Source organism: Polynucleobacter aenigmaticus (genome assembly GCF_002206635.1).
Taxonomy (GTDB): Bacteria; Pseudomonadota; Gammaproteobacteria; order Burkholderiales; family Burkholderiaceae; genus Polynucleobacter; species Polynucleobacter aenigmaticus.
In genome coordinates, this window is record NZ_NGUO01000009.1 from 93,364 (window position 1) to 111,539 (window position 18,176).

Annotated in this window: 16 protein-coding genes and 1 tRNA gene; 12 read left to right on the plus strand and 5 right to left on the minus strand. The window is 47.1% G+C overall.

Annotation, left to right across the window (positions count from 1 at the left end; genetic code table 11):
• The first annotated feature begins 54 nt into the window (after nucleotides 1-54).
• Genes CBI30_RS05950 through CBI30_RS05965 form a run of 4 tightly spaced genes read left to right on the plus strand, consistent with a single transcriptional unit; the run spans nucleotide 55 to nucleotide 3,368 of the window.
• Nucleotides 55-1,317: an MFS transporter gene (locus CBI30_RS05950; RefSeq protein ID WP_206075584.1), complete on the plus strand. Its 1,263-nt coding sequence runs from the start codon at nucleotides 55-57 to the stop codon at nucleotides 1,315-1,317.
• A gap of 39 nt (nucleotides 1,318-1,356) precedes the next feature.
• Nucleotides 1,357-2,043, plus strand: coding sequence for a dienelactone hydrolase family protein (locus CBI30_RS05955; protein WP_088527397.1), 687 nt, complete (start codon nucleotides 1,357-1,359; stop codon nucleotides 2,041-2,043).
• A 20-nt stretch (nucleotides 2,044-2,063) separates the two neighbouring features.
• Nucleotides 2,064-2,849 (plus strand): bestrophin-like domain, encoded by a 786-nt coding sequence (locus CBI30_RS05960; protein ID WP_088527398.1) that lies wholly within the window; start codon nucleotides 2,064-2,066, stop codon nucleotides 2,847-2,849.
• A 21-nt stretch (nucleotides 2,850-2,870) separates the two neighbouring features.
• Entirely contained in the window at nucleotides 2,871-3,368 is a 498-nt protein-coding gene (locus CBI30_RS05965) for a hypothetical protein (protein WP_088527399.1), read from the plus strand.
• 54 nt (nucleotides 3,369-3,422) lie between these two features.
• Here the strand turns inward: CBI30_RS05965 and CBI30_RS05970 are convergent.
• Nucleotides 3,423-3,509, minus strand: a tRNA-Leu gene (locus CBI30_RS05970).
• 143 nt (nucleotides 3,510-3,652) lie between these two features.
• On the opposite strand from CBI30_RS05970, the gene rnr reads away from it, so the two are divergent.
• From rnr to CBI30_RS05985, 3 genes are read left to right on the plus strand one after another with little or no spacing between them, the layout of a single operon-like run.
• Entirely contained in the window at nucleotides 3,653-6,055 is a 2,403-nt protein-coding gene (rnr, locus tag CBI30_RS05975; RefSeq protein WP_088527400.1) for a ribonuclease R, read from the plus strand.
• A 30-nt stretch (nucleotides 6,056-6,085) separates the two neighbouring features.
• A complete protein-coding gene (gene rlmB / locus CBI30_RS05980; protein ID WP_088527401.1) occupies nucleotides 6,086-6,841 on the plus strand; it encodes a 23S rRNA (guanosine(2251)-2'-O)-methyltransferase RlmB in 756 nt (251 codons plus the stop codon).
• Between the two features lie 31 nt (nucleotides 6,842-6,872).
• Nucleotides 6,873-7,058, plus strand: a complete 186-nt coding sequence (locus tag CBI30_RS05985) for a YgaP family membrane protein (protein WP_088527402.1) — start codon at nucleotides 6,873-6,875, stop codon at nucleotides 7,056-7,058.
• A gap of 9 nt (nucleotides 7,059-7,067) precedes the next feature.
• Here CBI30_RS05985 and trxC read toward each other — a convergent pair whose 3' ends face one another.
• A complete protein-coding gene (gene trxC, locus CBI30_RS05990; protein WP_088527403.1) occupies nucleotides 7,068-7,490 on the minus strand; it encodes a thioredoxin TrxC in 423 nt (140 codons plus the stop codon).
• Nucleotides 7,491-7,520: 30 nt separating this feature from the next.
• Nucleotides 7,521-8,489 carry a transaldolase gene (gene tal / locus CBI30_RS05995; RefSeq protein WP_088527404.1) on the minus strand — a complete coding sequence of 323 codons (969 nt, stop codon included), beginning with the start codon at nucleotides 8,487-8,489 and terminating at the stop codon, nucleotides 7,521-7,523.
• Between the two features lie 108 nt (nucleotides 8,490-8,597).
• Between tal and rpiA the strand changes: the two genes are divergently transcribed.
• A complete protein-coding gene (gene rpiA / locus CBI30_RS06000) occupies nucleotides 8,598-9,308 on the plus strand; it encodes a ribose-5-phosphate isomerase RpiA (RefSeq protein WP_088527405.1) in 711 nt (236 codons plus the stop codon).
• A gap of 221 nt (nucleotides 9,309-9,529) precedes the next feature.
• On the opposite strand, the gene CBI30_RS06005 is transcribed toward rpiA, so the two are convergent.
• The gene (locus tag CBI30_RS06005) at nucleotides 9,530-9,802 is read right to left on the minus strand and encodes an oxidative damage protection protein (RefSeq protein WP_088527406.1); all 273 of its coding nucleotides are present in this window, start codon (nucleotides 9,800-9,802) and stop codon (nucleotides 9,530-9,532) included.
• A gap of 57 nt (nucleotides 9,803-9,859) precedes the next feature.
• Complete coding sequence (gene argA / locus CBI30_RS06010) at nucleotides 9,860-11,224, minus strand: amino-acid N-acetyltransferase (protein ID WP_088527407.1); 1,365 nt, start codon at nucleotides 11,222-11,224, stop codon at nucleotides 9,860-9,862.
• Between the two features lie 17 nt (nucleotides 11,225-11,241).
• Here argA and hrpA point away from each other — a divergent pair, with 17 nt between their 5' ends.
• From hrpA to CBI30_RS06030, 4 genes are read left to right on the plus strand one after another with little or no spacing between them, the layout of a single operon-like run.
• Entirely contained in the window at nucleotides 11,242-15,315 is a 4,074-nt protein-coding gene (hrpA, locus tag CBI30_RS06015; RefSeq protein WP_088527408.1) for an ATP-dependent RNA helicase HrpA, read from the plus strand.
• Between the two features lie 60 nt (nucleotides 15,316-15,375).
• Nucleotides 15,376-16,404, plus strand: coding sequence for a YVTN family beta-propeller repeat protein (locus tag CBI30_RS06020; protein ID WP_088527513.1), 1,029 nt, complete (start codon nucleotides 15,376-15,378; stop codon nucleotides 16,402-16,404).
• 9 nt (nucleotides 16,405-16,413) lie between these two features.
• Nucleotides 16,414-17,184 (plus strand): polysaccharide deacetylase family protein, encoded by a 771-nt coding sequence (locus CBI30_RS06025; RefSeq protein WP_088527409.1) that lies wholly within the window; start codon nucleotides 16,414-16,416, stop codon nucleotides 17,182-17,184.
• A gap of 29 nt (nucleotides 17,185-17,213) precedes the next feature.
• Entirely contained in the window at nucleotides 17,214-18,176 is a 963-nt protein-coding gene (locus tag CBI30_RS06030) for a sterol desaturase family protein (protein WP_476704253.1), read from the plus strand.

An 18,176-nucleotide genomic window follows, 5' to 3' on the forward strand; every position in this document is an offset into this window, starting at 1 on the left:
AAAACCGGGGCGGATCTAGGGCTTGAAGCGCAGAGATAAGGTCATAGGTTGATAATGTCACATCCCCAATTTCATGTAAAGAAGCCATTGACCAAGCATCACACGCCAGAAGGAAAGCAGAAAGAGCGCTTTTTCTTATTCTCTTTGGCTGGAATTCAGTTCACTCATATCCTGGACTTCATGATCATGATGCCTTTGGGGCCCGAATTTATTCGGGAGCTCAATATCAATACTCACGAGTTTGGCCTCCTACTGTCTTCGTATACTTTTGCCGCTGCTATCGCAGGTATATTTGCCACGTATTTTGTGGATCGATTTGAGAGGCGAGTGCTGCTACTTAGCTTATATGCCTGCTTCATTATTGCTACCTTAGTTTGCGGTCTGGCTCCCGATTATCATTCTCTTTTTATTGCCCGAGCTTTTGCTGGTGCCTTTGGTGGAATCCTGGGCTCTTTAGTGCAAACCATCATTGCAGACTCGATTCCATTTGAGCGCAGGGGTAAAGCTTTGGGGACTGTGATGTCGGCTTTCTCGGTATCAACAGTTGCTGGTGTGCCGCTGAGCCTATTGTTAGCCAATAACATTCCATCCTTGGGTTGGCGCGCCCCATTCATCTTCATTGCCTTGGTGTCGAGTCTGATCTTATATTTGGGTTATCGCCATATTCCAAAGATAGCTGGGCACCTAGGGCATACACATGAAGGTAGCCGCCTCAGTCAAATTTGGAATATCTTTTTTGCACATCAACATCTGCGCGCATTTATTTTTATGGCGTTAATCATGCTGACCGGTTTTTCTGTCATACCTTATATCGCCCTATATTTAACGTCAAATGTGGGTATTGATAACTCTTATATTTCACTGATTTATCTTTGCGGTGGTATTGCTACCTTGATGAGTTCAAAACTGATTGGTCATCTAGCTGATCGCCATGGCAAGGTGAAAGTATTTAGAGTGCTTGCCGTCATTAGTCTGGCTCCTTTACTGGTAACTACCAATCTGATGCCAGTGCCACTTTGGGTGGTGCTAATTAATTCAACCGCATTTTTCGTTTTGGTCTCCGGCCGCATGATTCCAGCTATGGCGATTGTGAGTCAAGTCGTAGATGCCAAAATCCGTGGTACTTTTATGAGTCTGGTTGGTTCCGTGCAAATGTTGGCCTCTGGCCTAGCCTCTGTCATAGCGGGGGTAGTCGTTACGATTGGCGCCGACGGGAAGATGGAGCATTACAACCTAGTTGGTTATGGGGCGGCAGCATGTGGCTTGCTTACCTTCTGGCTTGTGGGATATATTCATACGGACAAAAAAGTCGCATAAAATGCAGACCGAATTCATTTTTAAGGAAAATAGATTCCAGTGATTACATTTAAAAGACCAGATGGTAAATTAGCCGAGGCCTATTTAGCTGAGCCAGTTAATCCAGAGAACGCTCCCGGAGTTGTGGTCATTCAGGAGTGGTGGGGTCTTGATGATGAAATTCAGTCTGTTGCTGATCGTTTAGCAACAGCAGGTTACCGTGCTTTAGTACCCGATCTCTATCGTGGAAAATTAGCGCTTGAAGCAAATGAAGCCGAGCATTTAATGAATGATCTCAACTTCGGAGATGCAGCTAGTCAGGATATTCGTGGGGCTGTTCAGCACCTCAAGGCAACTGGAAGCTCGAAAGTGGCTGTGACTGGATTTTGTATGGGCGGGGCGCTCACAGTATTGTCAGCCGGCCTTATTCCCGAATGTGATGGCACTGTAGTTTGGTACGGATTTCCTCCATTAGAGTACGTTGACGCACAGGCTATTAAAAAGCCGATGTTGGCACACTGGGCTCTTCATGATGAATTTTTCTCTATAACTGGTGTCGATCAACTGGAAGAGAAATTGAAGGCTGCGGGGGTGAATTATGATTTCCAGCGCTACGATGCCAAGCATGCATTCGCGAACCCAAAGTCAGATTCAAGACATCTGCCGCCACTGCAATACAACCCAGCGGCTGCAAAATTAGCTTGGGATCGAACAATGACTTTCTTAAAAAATAATTTAGTGAATTAATAAAACTTGTAAAGGTTGGTATGTTTTTTAATTGGATTTATAAGAGAAGCAATGTCCAGATATTAATGATTCTGGTGGCGTTCTTTGTGGTGTTGTTAGATTTAATGCCGCGACTTTTGCAGGCAATCCCCTTGTTTTCTCCCACTGAGGACAGCACAAGATTAGGCTTGGGCTTATTTGGTTCGATCATTACCTTAAGCGGCCTTTTAATTGGTTTTTTGCTTAACCAAGCGCAAACTAATTTTCGTGAGGTTCAATCTCTAGTATCAAGAGAGGCCGGCCAAATTAATAATCTTGATCGCCTCTTAGTTCGCTATGGAGATCCCGCGATTGCTCCAATGCGGCAAGAGTTGTTTGAATACATGAACTCGATCGTTAATAGCGAGTGGGAATTATTAAAGAGTGGCCAGGGTAGCACTCAGACCCATATGCTGTGGCGTGGACTTTCTCGCAAAGTCTTGTCCCTTGAGCCGCAAACTAATAGACAAATGGCCATGTATACCGATATCCTCAAAAAGACTGAGGAAGTTGCCGAAAGTAGGGAGTCGAGAATAGAGCGCTCCTCAGCGCGACTGCCCAATTTATTTTGGGTAGTCATTATCATTTGTATGGTGGCTTTGCTAGGTATCAATACCTTATTCCTGCCTTCTAACTCTTTTTTCGTGGGCTTGAAAATTCTACCCGTTACCATGGGCGCACTCATCTCCCTCTTGGTAATTACGGATCAACCCTTTAAGGGTCAAAGTTCAGTTAAGGCAGACCCATTCCTTAAGATCATTGAGTCCATTAAAACTCGCACCGAATAATCCCTCACCTTATTACCTCTCATGCATCTTTTTGCCGAAAACCTCGCTGTTGAACTTTCCTCTTATTATCGAAATCTCACCTTAGGTCATGGCGTTGTTCCCAAGATCTTTACTTTGGTGAATGGGGAAGGCGATCAATATCTCTTTTTTATTGATGATCTGCATATGGATAAAGATGTAGAAAACCCATTTTTGGCTTACATTGTTCAAGAGCATGAAGCAGTTTGTTATGCGAGGGGAACTCTGGTCGTTCTGGATCAATCCCAGCAACTGATCGAATTTGCTGTAATTGATCAGGACGATGATGAAGCTATTGTTTGCTCTGCTCAGTTAACTCGAGATATAGACGATAAGCCAGTCGGACTAAGTGAGTTTGAGAATACTCTGGCCCCCAAAAAGACGGTCTTTTTCAGCGGCCTCTTTGAGCCTATTGAGCTATCAGAGGACAGGGCGGAGGAGTTTGAAAGCCTTTGGAGTGAAATGAAGCCCAAGATCCTGCATCGAACCATGGGCATTTAAGTCTCTATTGAAAAAGGACTGTTTAGTCCCCATATAGGTCTTAGTAGGTGTATTTGGTGCCCAGGAAGGGACTCGAACCCCCACAACCTTACGATCGCCAGCACCTGAAGCTGGTGCGTCTACCAATTTCGCCACCTGGGCATGCCGTTATTATAAAGGTATGTGCTTTTCGGCTCACTTTATAACCCCTTTTGGCTTTTCCCCATCAGACTTTAGTGTTTGATACAGTAGCTTAATTAAGAATAATCATTGAAATATAAGGCATGTATTGCCGAAGGAATTAAATGCGTAAAGCAAAAGACTTGGTTCCACGAGAGGCTGACCGCTTAGGGACAGTCCAAGGTCACCGAGATGGATTTGGATTTGTGATCCCGGATGATGGCGGTGAAGATATTTTTCTTTCTGAAAGAGAAATGTCCCGCGTTATGCACGGTGACAGAGTCAGTGTCAGAGTGTTGGGAACAGATCGCCGTGGTCGCCCGGAAGGTCAGATTGTTGATGTGATTTTGCACGCCAACAAGGTTGTCATCGGACGTCTCTTAAATGAGAACGGTGTTTTGATTGTTGCGCCAGAAGATAAGCGTATCGGTCATGATATTTTGATTCCACCAAAAGGTCAGGGTAACGCGAAATTAGGTCAAGTGGTGAGTGTGGAGATCATTGACTATCCAGATAGCTATCGTCAGGCTGTTGGACGTGTTGTTGAAGTGCTGGGTGAGATTGATGATCCTGGTATGGAAATTGAAATCGCTGTTCGCAAGTATGGCGTTCCCCATGAATTTTCTGCAGCCGCCAAAAAAGAGGCGGAAGGTTTGCCAGATACAGTTCAACAATCCGATCTAGAGGGTCGGGTTGATTTGCGTGATGTGCCGCTGGTAACCATTGATGGCGCCGATGCTCGTGACTTCGATGATGCGGTGTATTGCGAGCCGGTCATGTACGGAAAGAGCAAGGCTTGGCGCCTTATCGTTGCGATTGCTGACGTTTCTCATTACGTTAAGCCAGGCCATCCTTTGGATGATGAGGGTCTCCTGCGTGCAACCTCGGTGTATTTCCCGAGACGCGTTATACCGATGCTGCCAGAGAAAATCTCCAATGGGCTATGTTCATTAAACCCCGGCGTTGATCGCTTGTGTATGGTCTGCGACTCGGTCGTGGACAACAATGGTGTGGTGCTGGCTTATCAGTTCTACCCAGCAGTTATGCACTCAGCACAACGCTTTACATACGATACGGTGTGGGAGATTCTTTCTAATAGCAAAGGCCCTGAAGCCACTCGTTTTGCTGAGTTCAGGCCACTATTAACAAATCTCTATTCACTCTATAAGATTCTTTTGGAAGCACGTCAAAAGCGGGGTGCTATCGAATTCGAAACGACTGAAACTCAAATTATTAGTAACGAGCTCGGCAAGATTCTCAGAATTGAGCCTCGTCTTCGCAATGACGCTCATCGCTTAATTGAAGAATGTATGTTGACAGCTAATGTTTGTGCTGCAGACTTCATTGATAAGAATAAGCATCTCAGCCTTTACCGTGTTCATAGTGAACCCTCTGAAGAGAAGTTGGTTACCTTGCGTCAGGTCTTGCGCACGTCTGGTTTGTCATTGGATGGTGGTGAAAAGCCAAAGCCTAAGGACTTCGCTAAACTCATGCGCGACATCAAGGATCGTCCGGATGTCAATATGCTACAGACAGTAGTATTGCGTGCGATGCAGCAAGCGATGTATCAGCCGGATAATGATGGCCACTTTGGCTTGGCATATCCTGCCTACTCTCATTTCACAAGCCCAATTCGACGCTATCCCGATCTCTTAACGCATCGTGTGATTAAAGCGATCCTAGTCAAAAAACCTTACACACCAGTATTGCCACCATTAGTTCCTTTGAACCTCACTTTGCCACGTAAGGGTAAGGGTCGTGAAAACGCAGTAAATGCGAAGAAATCCCATAGTGATGCGAAAGAAGCTGCTACTAAAGGCACGCGTTTGCCTAAGTTACCCAAGGGCGCTAATGCTGCATTACCGATCTGGGGGCAGCTAGGGGTCCATTGCTCATCTAACGAGCGCCGCGCAGACGAAGCCTCTCGCGATGTTGAAGCTTGGTTGAAGTGCTACTACATGCGCGACCATTTGGGTCAAGAATATGCCGGTACCGTTACTGGGGTAGCAACGTTTGGTTTATTTATACAGCTGGAAAATCTCTTCGTCGAGGGCATGATTCATGTGACTGAGCTGGGTGGTGATTACTTCCAGTACGACGAGGCCCGTCAAGAGTTACGTGGTGAGAGAACGGGGATTCGTTATCGCTTAGGCGATCGCGTCCATGTCCTGGTCAGCCGTGTCGATCTAGATGCTCGAAAAATTGAATTTAGTCTGGTGAAGTCGGTAGGCCTTGAGCCAGGCGGCACAACCAATCGTCGTCAAATTGTTTTGGCAAGCGATACTGGTAAACCTAATAAGAAGGCCTCTCCAAAGAAGGGTCGCCCTGGTAGCAAGGAGCCTCAGAAACATGCTGGCATCAATGTGAATGCAGCTAAATCTGCCGGCACTCTGGGTGCGAATCAGGCAAAGAATCATTCTGGTCGGACCGCAAGTAAGCTAGCCAAATCCAGTAAACCGACTAGACCATCTGGCAAGCCTGCTGGCACAAAACCCCCCGTACGCAGTACCAATGCGCGCCGTAAATAAGCAGCAATAAAGAATCGAGATAAAGTAAAAATGAAGCAAATATTAGTTGGTTTTCATGCAGTGCAAGCGCGCTTACGGGTAGATGCAGAGAGTCTGAAGTCAGTTTATTTTGATCCTAGTCGCCGTGATCGTCGTATGGGTGATTTCTTAAAGCAGGCTGAAGAAGCGCTGGGAGAGAGATTGCATGCGGCGGATGCCGAGCGTCTCCATAAGTTAGCAGGCCATGATCGCCATCAAGGCGTGGTGGCCCTGGCTGAGAAAATGACTATTGCCCGCACCATTACCGAGGTAGTTGAGGATGCCGAAAGCAATAAGACCAAGGTGATGTTCCTGGTGCTTGATGGTGTCACTGATCCCCACAACTTTGGCGCCTGTTTACGCGTAGCTGACGGTGCTGGTGTGGATGCAGTTGTTATTCCTAAAGATCGATCAGCCTCTATTAATGCCACGGTGAGCAAGGTGTCTAGTGGTGCTTCTGAAGTAATGCCTGTGATTACCGTCACCAATCTTGTTCGCAGTATGAAAGAGATGCAAGAGGCAGGTGTTTGGTTGATTGGTACTGACGATGAAGCAGAAAAATCAATTTACGACATTGACCTCACCGGCCCTATTGGTATTGTGATGGGTGCAGAGGGCGAAGGTATGCGACGCTTGACTCGCGAGAACTGCGATGAGTTGGTGCGTATTCCGATGAAGGGTGTTGTGGAAAGTCTGAATGTATCTGTTGCAAGTGGCGTATGCTTGTATGAAGCACTAAGGCAGCGTTTAGCTAAAGAGCCAAAGTAAGCGCTTATCACAATCCACTTAAGGGGTTGATATGAAATGCAATATCGGACACACTGACCGCGTTCTGCGGATGACCGTTGGCGTTACCTTGATGGGTCTCGCTGGGTTCGGCATTACTGGACCTTGGGCTTGGATTGGCATAATCCCACTATTAACGGGGATGATTGGAAATTGCCCAGCCTATAGCATTTTGGGTATCAATACCTCTAAAAAATAAATCAGTTAGCTAGCTAGCTAACTGATTTACAAATTGCTCTAGTTGGGCAGGTGGTAAAGCACCGCTTACACGATTGATTTCCTTACCATTTTTAAATCCTGCCAGCGTTGGGATGGATCGTATATTCCATTGCGATCCGAGCCCTTGCTCTGCTTCGGTATTTACTTTTACAAACAGCACGCGATTTGCATGCGCAATCGCGCTTGCCTGAAAGGTGGGCCCAAACATTTTGCATGGCCCACACCAAGGCGCCCAGAAATCGACGATTACCGGCATGACTGTTTGAGCAACTAGTTCACTAAAGTTTGCTCCAGTAGCACTGATTGGTAGCGAGAGAAGCTCTTGCTGGCAGGCGCCACAGATCGGAGTTTGATTGAGCTTCTCAGTCGGAACCCGATTTCCTTTGCTGCAATGTGGACAATGAATAATCATTTTGATTCCTTAACAAGTTTAAGGGGGCGTTTACTTGCTTAAGAGTGCCTCTAGCTTTTCCGTATCAATGCAAAAATTACGAATACCCTCGGCTAACTTTTCCGTGGCCATGGCATCATTATTAAATTGCAACCTAAAGTTCGGTTCATCTAGTTTCAAGGGTGAAATATTCTCACTTGCGAGAGCGCTTGCAGCATTGCTGGCGTTGAGTTTTTTCTCAATCGTTGCAGTGCTTAATTGCAACTCACCTAACAATTCTGGGCTGATGGTCAGCAAGTCACACCCCGCCAGCTCTAATATTTGACTGGTATTGCGGAAGCTTGCACCCATGATCTCGGTGGCGATACCAAAGTGCTTGTAGTAGTGGAAGATGCGTTTTACGGAAGTGACGCCAGGATCATTTGCCCCACCGTTGGCAGTGTCGCTCCAATTACTGCCAAGCTTGGCTTTGTACCAATCGGTAATACGCCCTACGAATGGTGAAATGAGTGTTGCATTGACTGCGCCACACGCGGCAGCCTGCACCAAAGAAAAGAGCAGGGTCATATTGCAATGAATGCCTTCGGCCTCCAAAGCCTTCGCTGCCTGAATACCTTCCCATGTCCCGGCCAATTTAATTAATACGCGCTTGCGATCAATGCCGTGAGACTCATAAAGCGAGATCAGATGCTTAGCCTTATGAATTGTTGCCTGTGTATCAAAGGAGAGGCGGGCATCTACTTCAGTTGAAACTCTGCCGGGAACGATTTTTAAAATCTCCAAGCCAAATGCAACTAGGATGTAATCGACCAAGTCGGCTGGCTTCATGCCAGGGTGCGCTAATTTGGCTTGATTTACTAATGCTTGATAGTTAGCTTGCTGGGCAGCTTTGAGGATTAAGGAGGGGTTGGTGGTTGCATCCTGAGGCTGGTATTCCTCCATGCGCTCAAAGTCTCCCGTATCAGCCACGACGGTAGTAAGTTGCTTGAGTTGGCTCAGTGCGGAAGCGGTAGCATTCATAAAGTTTTTTAAAGCTCTTGATTGATTAATGTGGATTTACATTGAATATCATATGATAGATGCATCCATAACACCGTTCCAGCACAGACAAGGGTATTAGCTAAGATCATGAATCAAGATCAACTCAAACAATTAGTGGGAGAAGCGGCGCGCGATGAGGTTCTTAAATTGGCTGCCGGCCAGGTTTTGGGTGTCGGAACAGGATCTACTGCCAACTGCTTTATTGATGCCCTGGCGCCTCATAAGCATCATTTCTCTGGAACAGTATCGAGCTCTAATGCCACTACCGAGCGCCTCCTAAAACATGGTTTTAAGGTCTTGGATCCCAACGATGTCGATGTATTGCCGACCTATGTTGATGGTGCTGATGAAATCGATCCTGCCGGTCATATGATTAAAGGCGGCGGTGGCGCTTTAACCCGCGAAAAGATTATTGCCTCGATGGCCAAGCAATTTATCTGTATTTGCGATGCCTCTAAACAGGTTGCCGTATTGGGTAACTTCGCATTGCCCGTGGAGATTATTCCCCTATCTAAGGGAATTGTGACTCAAGAACTGGCAAAGCTTGGCGGTACCGTCAGTCTCAGAATGGCAAAAGACACGCGCGCTGATTTGGGCCAGACTCCAAGCCAGCCTTTTGTGACCGATAACGGCGGATGGATTTTGGATGTAGCTGGTTTGAAAATTACAAACCCGCTGGGACTCGAGACGCAAATTAATCAAATTGCTGGTGTGATTACTGTTGGCCTATTTGCTAAAGAGAAGGCCGATATCTTGCTGGTTAGCAACGTGTTAGGCGTAAGCAGAATGACCTTCTAATTAAAAAACCCGACGGGCCAGCAAGCTGAGCCATCGGGTTTGTTTGCCATGTTGATCATGGCGAGGGCAAAAGGAAGAGATTGAGTTCCTAGTGCCCAATAAGCATATAGATATGCTTACGTGTAGTGGCTTTCGCCAATGCAGCTAGCCACAGATGCTGACTAACTACAACTTCATCCTATTCCCAACAATTTCAGTCGTCAAGTGCTGGATGAAAATATTTAATCAGCAGGCGGTACGTAGCCCTGAGCCATGTCTGCACCACCTTCAAAGAAGTATTTTTCAACTTGCTTGAGTAGGTATTGACGAGCGCGGGGATCGGCCATATTGAGACGGTTCTCATTAATCAACATGGTTTGCTGCTTTAACCAAGCCGCCCAAGCCTCTTTGGAGACTTGATTCCAAATCTTTTTGCCTAGATCGCCAGGCAAGGGAGCAAAGTCCATGCCTTCAGCTTCTTTATTCAGTTTGATGCATTGAACCATGCGTGCCATCTGTAATACCTTTCAAATACTGTTTTAACTAAATGCGTAATATAAAGCGAATAGCGTTTAGAGATCTTTGGTGAGAACCATAGACTTGCGATCCCAGTTGTAGATCTGCTTTCTTTCATCTGGAAGGTCATCCACGGATGCACGCTTAAAGCCACGCTTTAAGAACCAGTGCTCTGTTCTAGTGGTCAAGACAAAAAGCTTCTTTATCCCTTCCCGTTTTGCCCGCATTTCAACTCGTTTAAGCAGGCGCTCTCCATCACCTGAGCCTTGGACGTCTGGATCTACTGCAAGGCAAGCAAGCTCACCTACGCCGTTGGGGAAGGGAAAGAGGGCTGCGCAACCGAAGAGCACTCGATCATGCTCAATCACAGAGAAGCGCTGAATATCACGTTCAATGACATCTTGGCCACGTGCAGCCAGAATCCCTTCTTCTTCAAGGGGGCTGGTCAACTGCAAGATGCCGCCAACGTCATCCTGATTGGCTTCACGCAGATTTTCAATATCAGATGAGGCCAGCATCATGCCAATACCATCATGGGTAAAGAGCTCTTCTAGGAGGGCGCCATCTTGATTGCATGGCAGGAAGTGCACACGACTAACGCCAGCACGAATTGCTCTGCCAGAAATATTTAGCAAGCTCTTCATGCCGAGATCAAGCTCATGATGTTGGGCTACATATTCTTGAAGCTGGGGCATGGAGAGTTCGGTGATGAAATCGCCTTCCTCGTCTTTTAAGCCGGCATAGGGGCTTAAGAAAATGAGCTTATCCGCTTTAAGCGCCGCAGCAGTAGATGCGGCTACATCTTCAAACGCAAGATTAAATGCCTGACCAGTAGGCGAGAAGCCTAATGGTGAGAGCAGCACAATCTTATTGCTATCGAGTGAGAGCTTGATTGAGGTGGAGTCTACCTTGCGTACCAAACCAGTGTGGATGTAATCAATTCCTTCAACTACACCTACTGGCATCGCTGTAATAAAGTTGCCTGAGATCACAGAGATGCGTGATCCTGCCATCGGCGTATTTGGAAGTCCACGACTAAATGCCGCTTCTATATCCAGGCGCAATTCTCCAGCAGCTTCTTTGACACACTCTAAGGCAGCGGCATCAGTAATCCGATAGGTATGCATTGCGCTCTGACCAAACTGACTCTTGATATTGCGCAGCATAAGCTGCTCTTCAATTTGAGGGCGGATACCGTGAACCAGGACAATCCGCATGCCCATGGCATGCAACATGGCGATATCTTCGATCAGATTTTCTAGGCCAATTTCTTGAGCTAGCTCACCAGCAAAGGCAATGACAAAGGTCTTCTCACGGAAGCTGTGAATATAGGGTGCAACGTCACGCAGCCATCCCACAAAAGGAAAGTTGGGGCTCGATTCTTCGGCGTTTGAGCCGGGGTTTGGTGCATTTGTTGGCATAGTGAGAAAATTATAGGGTGCAAGAGCCCATAAACCAACAAAAACCCAAAGCAAGCCCTGTGACTGTGCCTGCTTCCAACACACCGCGACGGCTGGAGATTCGCTTTCCGGAGGAGTTGCCAGTATCTGGCCAGCGTCAAGTCATTAAAGATGCCTTGAGCTCACATCAAGTGATCATTGTCTGCGGAGAGACTGGTTCGGGTAAAACAACCCAATTGCCCAAAATTTGCCTAGACCTCGGTAGGGGCACCATGAACGGCGGCAGGCTCATTGGCCATACTCAGCCCCGTCGAATTGCCGCAACGGCCACAGCTAAGCGTATAGCCCAGGAGCTGGGCACAGCAATTGGCCAGGATGTGGGATATCAGGTACGTTTTGCCGACAAGACCAGTCAAGGTGCTTCTATCAAGTTAATGACGGACGGTATTTTGCTGGCGGAGACGCAGCGAGACCCCCAACTCCGCGCTTATGACACGCTCATCATCGATGAGGCTCATGAGCGCAGCCTGAATATTGATTTTCTTCTGGGATATCTGCGGCAACTGCTTCCGAAGCGCCCGGACCTCAAGTTGATCATTACCTCCGCCACCATAGATGCTAAGCGTTTCTCTGAGCATTTTGCGATACACGGCAAGGCTGCTCCTGTTATTGAGGTTAGCGGACGACTCTTCCCAGTAGAGCAGCGTTATGAGCCGCTTGAACCCGATATAAAGCCGGATGGCAAAAAGGAATCCAAGCAAGCAAAAGAAATTCCAGATGCGGTTGTTGAGGCTATTACCAATGTATGGCGAGAGGGGGCATTGGGAGCTGGTGATGTCCTGGTCTTTTTACCTGGGGAGCGAGAAATTCGGGATTGCGCCGAAGCCCTCAGAAAAGACCATGTACTCCAACAGCGTTTTCATCCGGAGATATTGAGCCTATTTGCTCGACAATCGGTTTCTGAGCAAGAGCGCATTTTTAATCCCGGCAATGGTCGGCGCATTATTCTGACTACCAACGTAGCTGAGACCTCTTTAACTGTTCCCAATATTCGGTATGTGGTGGATAGTGGTTTGGCACGAGTCAAGCGCTACTCCTATCGCAACAAGGTAGAGCAACTGCAGATCGAGCCCATCTCACAAGCGGCCGCCAATCAGAGAGCGGGTCGTTGCGGACGAGTATCGGATGGTATATGCATTCGCTTATATAGCGAGCAAGATTATTTAGGGCGACCAAAATTTACCGACCCAGAAATTCTGCGTAGTTCTTTGGCGGCAGTTCTTCTGCGTATGAGCTCTTTACGCTTACCCAGAATTCAAGAATTCCCATTTATTGATAAACCCCTGGGACGAGCTATTGCAGATGGTGTGCAGCTCTTGGATGAGTTGGGTGCCATCGTCTATGACGATGCGGCTATTGGTGATAACAAAGATATCAACAACAGCTTTAAGCTCACCCCCACAGGCAAGCAATTAGCAGACCTTCCTCTAGATCCTCGGATTGGTCGAATGCTCTTGGCAGCTAAAGAGCAAAACGCATTGCGTGAAGTGACCATCATCGCCTCCGCCTTAGCGACGCAAGATCCGCGCGATAGGCCAATGGATCAGGCGGCAGCCGCCGATCAAGCGCACTTTCAATTTGCGGATGAACGTTCTGAGTTTCTGAGTTTTGTAAAGCTCTGGGATTGGTATCAGGATGCCCTCCAACATAAACATAGCAATCGCCAACTAGAAAATCTTTGCCGTAGTAAATTTTTGTCTCCAAGACGTTTGCGCGAATGGCGCGATGTCCACGGACAGTTGCATACCATGCTGGGTGAAAAGGGTTGGAAAGACAATCCTTCGGCTGCCACTTATGAACAGGTTCATTTATCTTTATTGACAGGCTTATTAGGCTATGTCGCCAAAAAAGAAGAAGATGAAAAATCGCAAGAGCGCGGCAGTAAGACTGGTAGTTATATTGGGGCGCGCGGTATTCGTCCATTCATTTGGCCTGGCTCAACCATTGGCAAGAAAGCTGGGGCCTGGATTTTGGCTGGTGAGCTCCAAGAAACCAATCGCATGTATGCCCGTACGATTGCAAAGATTGAGCCTCAATGGGTAGAAAAAGTCGCCGCTCATCGCCTTATCAAATCCCTGAGCGATCCATTTTGGGATAGCCGCCAAGGTGAGGTGATGGCATTTGAACGTGGCACCCTATACGGATTACCCATCTATCACGGACGTCGTGTGCGCTATGAGTCGCATAACCCGGAAGAGGCGCGTGAATTATTTATTAAGCAGGCTTTAGTCCAAGAAGAAATGTTTGGGCGTATGGATACGCCGGCATTGATGCGGGAGACTGAAGCGGATGCGAGAAAAAAATACCCTGGTAGTTTTGAATTTTTCTGGCATAACCGCAGGCTAATTAAAGAGATCGAAGCGCTGGAGCACCGCTCACGTCGCCCCGATGTGCTGGTAGATGACGATCTCTTGTTTGCTTTTTATGATTCACGCATACCTCAAGATGTATTCAGTCGCGAGGGGATGAAGGCTTGGTTAAGAAATTCAAGTAAAAACCAAGATCCAACCCAAGAGAGCTCTGACGCTCAGTTGCGTTTAGCTAAAGCGGACTTAATGCGCCATGAAGCTGCTGGTATTACGGTAGATCGTTATCCCAAAAAGATGACGGTTGGCGGTGGCGAGCTAGATTTAACTTATCACTTTGAGCCGGGCAGCCCTAAGGATGGCGTCACTCTCGTAGTCCCGTTGACGCTATTGAATCAAGTGGACGGACGTCGTTGCGAATGGCTAGTTCCGGGGATGTGTGAGGAAAAAACTCACTTGTTACTCAAATCACTCCCCCAGAAATTACGGCGCCACTGTGTTCCTTTGCCTGAATATGCAAAGTCCTTTCTGGAGCGAATGTTTACAGAGAAGCAGTTTGGTGTCGGCGATTTCTTAGATAGTCTCATTACGGATATTCGTAAAGAGCGCGGCTTGGAGATTAAGCGCACAGACTTCAGGCCAGAATCTTTACCATTGCATTCTTCTATGAATTTTCGCCTAGTAGATGAGCATGGGCGGCAGCTTGAGTTGGAGCGTAATTTAGCGCGTCTGCGGGCGGAGTATGGAGAAACTGCCCGAACGGCTTTTCAGGCCATCGCCCAGCAAGCTGTCCATGAGGAGCTTGGTGTTGATGTACTAGTGACTACCGCCGCGCAAACTCAGCAAAAAAGTTCTGCTTCTACAGTCAAGGCTGTAGAGCAGGGCGGCTATCGAGCTTGGAATTTTGGTGAATTGCCAGAAACTCTGGAAATTCAAAAAGGCAATCGCACTCTATTTGGTTATCCAGCCTTAGTGGATCGGACTGAAGCATGTGATCTCGAGGTATTTGATGATTTGGTCGAAGCTAGAAAGCATCACTGGCTCGGATTGAGACGCCTCTTTGCTTTATCAAATAAAGATACGCTTAAAGCTCTACAGAAACAGCTCCCCGGCATTCGGGAGCTAGGATTGTTGTTTATCAATGTGGGTTCAGTCGACGGCTTGATTGAGCAAATCCTCAATCTCGCTCTAGAGCGTGCGTTCATGAGTGACCCATTACCTGTGAATGCTGAGCAATTTTCGGAGCGTCTTCAGGCGGGAAAGCCACGCTTGGCTTTAATTGCACAAGAAGTATCTAAGCATGCATTAGCAGCATTACAGGCCCATGCTGATCTGCAAAAAAAGCTCGCCCAAGCAAAAGCTGCTTCAGTAACTGCTTATGCAGATATTCAGACCCAAGTGCAGGGCTTAATTTTCTCGAAATTTGTCTCAGATACACCTTATGGCCAGCTCGTGCATTTCCCGCGCTATCTCAAAGCCATTGCTCTGCGAATTGACAAGTTGCGCTCCAATCCCGCTCGCGATGCGCAGTGCCAAAAGGAGTGGGAATCGGTTGCCCGTCCTTGGCAAAAACTTGTGCAAGGTAGCCGTGGATCTGCGGCGTATGCCATGACCGAAGACCAGGCTTTGACGGATTTCCGCTGGCAACTTGAGGAGCTAAGGGTGGCTCTATATGCCCAGGAGTTAAAGACCCCAACCCCAATGTCCCTCAAGCGCCTGGAAAAGGTCTTATCCAGCTTGCGTTAGATCAAATCGGCCATTATTAAGCCGGCTTACCTGGAACATCAATTGCTTACAATGGATGCTATGTATACATATACCATTAAAGCCAAATTTGGCGCTATTTCAGCCTTGATCACATTTGCCCTCGTGGGCTCGCAGAATATCGCGCTTGCCCAAGCGTCAGCAACAGCAGATTCCAAGGCGGAGCCAAAGTTAGCGATTGTATTGAACTCCGGCGATGCATCTGTGAGTTTGATCGATATGCCTACTCGCAAAGTCATCAAGACAGTGCCAGTTGGTAAGGAGCCCCATCATCTAATGATGACCCCAGACCAGAAGACTTTGCTGATTGCAAATGCTGCGGGTAATGACGTTGTCTTAATGAACCCCGTTAGCGGTGAGTTGACTGGCAAGATTCCGGACATCATTGATCCATACCAAATTGGCTATTCACCAAACCATAAATGGTTTATTGCAAACGGCAATCGTTTGGATAGGGTTGATGTCTACCACGCGCAGGGCGCTGATTTGAAGCTGGCTAAATCGATTAAGCTGGGCAAGACACCAAGTCACGTAGCCTTTACGGCGGATAGCAAAACCGCATTTATTACATTACAAGATTCTAATGAGCTTGCCGCCATTGATTTGGATACCCAAACTGTTACATGGAAGATGACCACAGGTAAAGTGCCTGCTGGTGTATGGATGACTCCAGGGGATCAGTATCTATTGATTGGTATTACTGGCGAAGATAATGTTCAAGTCATTGATTGGAAAAATCGAAAAGAAGTAAAGCGCATTTATACAGGCAAGGGCGCTCATAACTTCCGCCCACTTGGCGACAAGAAGCATATCTTTTTGAGTAACCGAATTGCATCGACCATTAGCCTCATTAATATGCAGACCTTAGAAAAGGTTGGCGATATCACTGGTTTGCCTGCAGGCCCAGATGATATGGAGATAACACCTGACGGCAAGACCTTATGGGTGACTTTTCGCTTCTCCAAAAAAGTAGGCGTGATTGATATTCCTTCAATGAAGTTGGTCACCGTTATCCCTGTTGGAAAATCCCCGCATGGTGTTTTCTTCACACCGCGTGCTGGTTGGGAGTAATTAAAGCCGATGCATTTCAAGGTGACCCTGACAAGACTTGCAGTACTATTTTTTTTAACGACATGTTCCTCGCTTGGGTTTTCACAAGGGGCGCAGTGTAAAAAAACGGTTTACCTTACTTTCGATACTGGCAATATGTCTGTGGCACAAGTTGTTGCCGATGTCTTGAATCGTCAAAACATCAAGGCAACCTTTTTTCTTGCAAATGAAAAGACCAATCGTGGCGATTTCTCATTGGATGATTCCTGGAAATCCTATTGGCAGGATCGCGTTCGCGAAGGCCATCATTTTGGGAGCCATACATTTGATCATGTCTACTTTATAAAAGACGGTCCTCCGGGCGAGGTCTTCGTCAAGCCGCAGTTTGGATCCAAGGCGGGGGTAATAAGTCTTTATAAGGAGGCGGCTTATTGTCGTGAAATTAGACGGGTTGACGATCGGTTTAAAGAGTTAACCGGTGCAAACCTTCAAAAAATTTGGCGTGCTCCTGGCGGTAAAGCCTCACCTCGTTCCATCAACATGGGGGATCAGTGTGGCTATCAGCATATTGCCTGGAGTCCAGCAGGCTTCTTAGGCGATGAGCTTAGCTCGCAGACACACCCTAATCAGGTGCTTTTGGATAGTGCGGGTAGCAAGATCCAGGATGGGGATATCACGATGGCTCATCTTGGTATTTGGTCAAGAAAAGATCCCTGGGCACCTGCGGTTTTAGAGCAACTCATTATTAAGCTTAAAAATCGTGGCTTTTGTTTTGCGACTCTGCCAAAACTGGATAAATAAGCCAAAATATGCAGATGGAGCCCAATTCAATACTTGACAGTATTTCAGCCGCTTACGCCAGCATCCAAGAATTTTTGTTTGCCAATGCAGCTGGTCCGATTTTGTATCAGTTTGATCTGATGTCGATGGCAGAAGATGTCTTCGACGGTATAGACTGGTTTTTATTTGGCTGCATTCAAATTCTACTGATCATGATCATATTGCGCACTTGGGAAAAGTTGGCGCCAGCAGAGCCACAGGAGAATTTTGCCAAGTCATCTAGGGCAGATGTCTTTTATACCCTGTTTCATCGATTAGGTATTTTTCACGGGCTGATTTTTATCGCCTTATCAGGATTCTTTTTTCAAATTGATTCGGTGTTGCATGATTTCCGCTTCGGCAGGCTCAATGTTGAGTCTTGGTGGCCTCCAGTTACATCCATACCTTTGGTCAGTTTTTTTATCTACTTCGTATTATTGGATTTCGTTGAGTATGTCTATCATCGCGCTTCACATACTTTTAACTGGTGGTGGCAACTGCATGCTTTGCATCATAGCCAAACGGTCATGACCGCATGGTCTGACGATCGAAATCATATTTTGGATAGCATCCTGCATGCTCTCGTATTTGCATTCTTTGCGTTGCTCTTTGGCGTTTCCCCGGGCCAATTTATTTTATTGGTGGTCTTCAGTCAGTTTATCCAAAGCTGGCAACACGCCAATATCAAGGTTCATCTTGGCCCCTTGCAATTTTTTTTAGTTTCGCCAATGTATCACCGGATGCATCATGCAGTTGGCTATGGGCACGAAGCCATGGGTAAGCCGGGGGTTTTAGGTGGCTGCAACTTTGGTGTGCTTTTTCCCTGGTGGGACATGATATTCAATACCGCTATTTTTCCAAGAGAGGTGCATCCAACTGGGGTGAGAGGTTTGTCGGTATCGCCTAATTTAGTTCATCAACAATGGCAAGGCTTCGTGCACGCAGTTCGCGAGATCCTGCCTAAGGGCAAATAA

Excerpts from the sequence above, each read along its gene's own strand:
- CBI30_RS05950 (WP_206075584.1), top strand. The coding sequence starts at position 55 with ATGTCACATCCCCAATTTCATGTAAAGAAGCCATTGACCAAGCATCAC.
- CBI30_RS05960 (WP_088527398.1), top strand. The coding sequence starts at position 2,064 with ATGTTTTTTAATTGGATTTATAAGAGAAGCAATGTCCAGATATTAATG.
- CBI30_RS05965 (WP_088527399.1), top strand. The coding sequence starts at position 2,871 with ATGCATCTTTTTGCCGAAAACCTCGCTGTTGAACTTTCCTCTTATTAT.
- rnr (WP_088527400.1), top strand. The coding sequence starts at position 3,653 with ATGCGTAAAGCAAAAGACTTGGTTCCACGAGAGGCTGACCGCTTAGGG.
- rlmB (WP_088527401.1), top strand. The coding sequence starts at position 6,086 with ATGAAGCAAATATTAGTTGGTTTTCATGCAGTGCAAGCGCGCTTACGG.
- CBI30_RS05985 (WP_088527402.1), top strand. The coding sequence starts at position 6,873 with ATGAAATGCAATATCGGACACACTGACCGCGTTCTGCGGATGACCGTT.
- trxC (WP_088527403.1), bottom strand. The coding sequence starts at position 7,490 with ATGATTATTCATTGTCCACATTGCAGCAAAGGAAATCGGGTTCCGACT.
- tal (WP_088527404.1), bottom strand. The coding sequence starts at position 8,489 with ATGAATGCTACCGCTTCCGCACTGAGCCAACTCAAGCAACTTACTACC.
- rpiA (WP_088527405.1), top strand. The coding sequence starts at position 8,598 with ATGAATCAAGATCAACTCAAACAATTAGTGGGAGAAGCGGCGCGCGAT.
- CBI30_RS06005 (WP_088527406.1), bottom strand. The coding sequence starts at position 9,802 with ATGGCACGCATGGTTCAATGCATCAAACTGAATAAAGAAGCTGAAGGC.
- argA (WP_088527407.1), bottom strand. The coding sequence starts at position 11,224 with ATGCCAACAAATGCACCAAACCCCGGCTCAAACGCCGAAGAATCGAGC.
- CBI30_RS06020 (WP_088527513.1), top strand. The coding sequence starts at position 15,376 with ATGTATACATATACCATTAAAGCCAAATTTGGCGCTATTTCAGCCTTG.
- CBI30_RS06025 (WP_088527409.1), top strand. The coding sequence starts at position 16,414 with ATGCATTTCAAGGTGACCCTGACAAGACTTGCAGTACTATTTTTTTTA.